The sequence below is a fragment of the Achromobacter sp. DMS1 genome (assembly GCF_001270295.1).
On the sequence record NZ_LHSJ01000340.1, the window covers coordinates 1 to 3,852 of the forward strand.

Sequence of the window (3,852 nt, forward strand, 5' to 3'; positions counted from 1 at the left end):
CTTCCGCGCGCGCCGCCGCGCGCGCCGCCTCCGTCTGCCGCATGCCGCCTCGTTCCATTCCGAAAGAAAGAGCACATGGTAATCAAATCGCGGCCGCGCGCCGGCCGGCACGCCAATTGCTCCTGGCGGCATGTGCCGCCCAGCCGGGGGCGGACTTTTCCGGCGCCGGCCGTCTCCGAGGAACAGAGCCATGCATCCCATACGCAAAGCCGTTTTTCCTGTCGCGGGGCTGGGCACCCGCTTTCTGCCGGCCACCAAGGCCATGCCCAAGGAAATGCTGCCCATCGTGGACAAGCCCCTCATCCAGTACGCGGTGGAGGAAGCCGTGGCGGCAGGGATGACGGAACTGGTCTTCGTTACGGGCCGCAACAAGCGCGCGATCGAAGACCATTTCGACCGGGTGCCCGAGCTGGAACAGGAGCTGGAGTCCCGGAACAAGACGGCGCTGCTGGAAACCGTGCGCAATGTCATCCCCGCGCACGTGAACTGCGTGTACACCCGCCAGCATGCCGCGCTGGGCCTGGGGCACGCGGTGCTGTGCGCGGCCAGCATCGTGGGCGACGAGTCTTTCGCCGTGCTGCTGGCCGACGACCTCATCGACGCGCCGCGTCCCGTGATAGGAGAAATGGCCAAGCTGGCGCGCGAATTCGGCGGCAGCGTGCTGGCCATACAGCGCGTGCGGCCCGCGCACACCGGCCAGTACGGCATCGTGGCGGGCCGCCCGGCCAGCCGCGGCGTGCTGCGCGTGGAGCAGATCGTGGAGAAGCCCGATCCCGAACACGCGCCCTCGGACATGGCCGTGGTGGGCCGCTACGTGCTGGACCCGGCGATCTTCCGGATGCTGGAGCGCACCGAGCCCGGCAAGGGAGGCGAAATCCAGCTCACCGACGCCATCGCCGTCCTGATGCGCGAGCGCCGCGTGTACGGCTACGAATACGAAGGGGTGCGCTACGACTGCGGCAGCAAGCAGGGGTTCTATCGCGCCACCATGGACATCGGGCGCAAGTATCACCAGCTCGGCGGCGGCGAGCCCGATTGATAATATGTCCCTGGTTTTGTCGGCCAGTCCGGCGCGCCGGACGGCCATCCGGAGGCCGCGGCTCCTCCCGCTGGACGAGGCGCGGTATTACAATGTTTGGCTCATGGCACCGCACCTTTCCGGGGGACGCGCCTCGCGCGGCCAATAACGGGCGGGCGGCGCCATGTCGAGCAGGCGCTTTCCGTTGCAAGCATGGGCGCGTCCGCTTTGCCGCCTTCTTCATGCGCCCAGGCGCCGGGCGGCCAAGCGAACGCGTCCGCGCGCGGCCATGCCGCGCAGGCGCCCGCCGAAAAGAACGACGACCACTCTTCGACAACATCTACGGCCTATGCCGCATAGCATGTCCGGGCGCGCGCCCCGCGCCGGCCGGGCGGATTCAAGGATCATGTCTCTTACTCCGAAGATTATCTATACCTTTACCGACGAAGCTCCGGCGCTGGCGACCCGTTCTCTGCTGCCCATCGTCCAGACCTTCGCCAAATCCGCCGGCATCACGGTGGAAACCCGCGACATCTCGCTGGCAGGCCGTATCCTCGCCGTCTTCCCCGACTACCTCGACGAACAGCAGAAGCAGGGCGACGCCCTGGCCGAGCTGGGCGCCCTGTGCCTGAAGCCGGAAGCCAACATCATCAAGCTGCCCAACATCAGCGCCTCCATGCCGCAGCTCAAGGCCGCGATCAAGGAACTGCAGGAACAGGGCTACAAGGTGCCCGACTACCCGGACGCCCCCGCCAACGACACCGAGCGCGACATCAAGGCGCGCTACGACAAGGTCAAGGGCAGCGCCGTGAACCCCGTGCTGCGCGAAGGCAACTCCGACCGCCGCGCCCCGCTGTCGGTCAAGAACTACGCCCGCAAGCACCCGCACAAGATGGGCAAGTGGACGGCCGACTCCAAGGCCCACGTGGCCCACATGGATAGCGGCGACTTCTACGGCACGGAAAAATCCACCCTCATCGAAGAAGCCGGCGACGTCAAGATCGAGCTGGTCGCCGCCGACGGCGCCGTCACCGTGCTCAAGGAAAAAACCCCCGTCAAGGCCGGCGAGATCATCGACGCCGCCGTGATGTCGGCCGCCCAGCTGAAGCAGTTCCTGCAGGCCCAGATCGACGACGCGCGCGCCCAGGGCGTGCTGTTCTCGGTGCACCTGAAGGCCACCATGATGAAGGTGTCCGACCCCGTCATCTTCGGCCATGTGGTTTCGGTGTTCTACAAGGACGCGCTGGCCAAGCACGCCGACGCCCTCGCGCAGGCGGGCTTCGATCCCAACAACGGCATCGGCGACCTGTACGCCAAGATCTCGTCGCTGCCGGCCGAACAGCAGGCCGCCATCACCGCCGACATCGACGCGCTCTACAAGACGCAGCCGGCGCTGGCCATGGTGAATTCCGACCGCGGCATCACCAACCTGCACGTGCCCAGCGACGTCATCGTCGACGCCTCCATGCCCGCCATGATCCGCGACTCGGGCAAGATGTGGAACGCCCAGGGCGAGCTGCAGGACGCCAAGGCCGTGATTCCCGACCGCTGCTATGCCGGCGTCTACCAGGCCGTCATCGAAGACTGCAAGCGCAACGGCGCCTACGACCCGGTCACCATGGGCAGCGTGCCCAACGTGGGCCTGATGGCCCAGGCCGCCGAGGAATACGGCTCGCATAACAAGACCTTCGTCATCCCGTCCGACGGCACGGTGCGCGTCACCGACGCCGCCGGCAAGGTGCTGCTCGAGCATGCCGTGCAGGCCGGCGACCTCTGGCGCATGTGCCAGACCAAGGACGCCGCCATCCAGGACTGGGTGAAGCTGGCCGTGACCCGCGCCCGCGCCACCAAGACCCCGGCCGTGTTCTGGCTCGACGAAAACCGCGCCCACGACGCCCAGGTCATCGCCAAGGTCAAGCGCTACCTCAAGGACCACGACACCAGCGGCCTGGACCTGCGCATCCTGGATCCGGTCGAGGCCACCAAGTTCTCGGTCAAGCGCATCCGCGCCGGCCAGGACACCATTTCCGTCACCGGCAACGTGCTGCGCGACTACCTGACCGACCTGTTCCCCATCATGGAACTGGGCACCAGCGCCAAGATGCTGTCCATCGTGCCGCTGATGGCCGGCGGTCAGCTCTTCGAAACCGGCGCGGGCGGCTCGGCGCCCAAGCACGTGCAGCAATTCCTCGAAGAAGGCTTCCTGCGCTGGGATTCGCTGGGCGAGTTCATGGCCCTGGCCGAATCGCTGGACCACCTCGGCAAGACCTGCAAGAACGGTCGCGCCGAAGTGCTGGCCAGGACGCTGGACCAGGCCACTTCCAAGTTCCTGGACGAGAACAAGTCGCCGGAGCGCAAGGTGGGCGGGCTGGACAACCGCGGCAGCCACTTCTACCTGGCAATGTACTGGGCCCAGGCCCTGGCCGCCCAGACCGAAGACCGCGAACTGGCCGCCCTCTTCGCCCCGGTTGCGACCGCGCTCTCCGAGAACGAAACCCGCATCCTCGACGAGCTCAAGGCCGCCCAGGGCAAGCCGCAGGATATCGGCGGCTACTACCGCCCCAACGAGGCGCTCGCCAGCAAGGCCATGCGCCCGAGCCCCACGCTGAACCAGGCCCTGGCCTCCATCGGCTGACCCCCTGCCCCGGCTGTCCGCCTCGCGCGGACAGCGCCGGGGCAAGAGAAACCGGCTGTCTTTCGGGGCAGCCGGTTTTCTTTTTGGCGCGCGCCTGCCCACACCCCGGGCTGGCCGGAATTACCCCCCGCACAGGCGTTGCCGCAGCGCGGCGTCCGCCTCCAGGCGCCACACGGCGCGCCTGCCTTGGGCGTAGACG

2 protein-coding genes are annotated in these 3,852 nt (G+C 67.5%); both read left to right on the top strand.

What is annotated here, in order from left to right:
- Positions 1 to 190 precede the first annotated feature (190 nt).
- Positions 191 to 1,039: a UTP--glucose-1-phosphate uridylyltransferase GalU gene (gene galU / locus AD428_RS23820; protein WP_053246798.1), complete on the top strand. Its 849-nt coding sequence runs from the start codon at positions 191 to 193 to the stop codon at positions 1,037 to 1,039.
- Between the two features lie 385 nt (positions 1,040 to 1,424).
- Positions 1,425 to 3,653 (top strand): NADP-dependent isocitrate dehydrogenase, encoded by a 2,229-nt coding sequence (locus tag AD428_RS23825; protein ID WP_053246799.1) that lies wholly within the window; start codon positions 1,425 to 1,427, stop codon positions 3,651 to 3,653.
- Positions 3,654 to 3,852 lie beyond the last annotated feature (199 nt).

Excerpts from the sequence above, each read along its gene's own strand:
- galU (WP_053246798.1), top strand. The coding sequence starts at position 191 with ATGCATCCCATACGCAAAGCCGTTTTTCCTGTCGCGGGGCTGGGCACC.
- AD428_RS23825 (WP_053246799.1), top strand. The coding sequence starts at position 1,425 with ATGTCTCTTACTCCGAAGATTATCTATACCTTTACCGACGAAGCTCCG.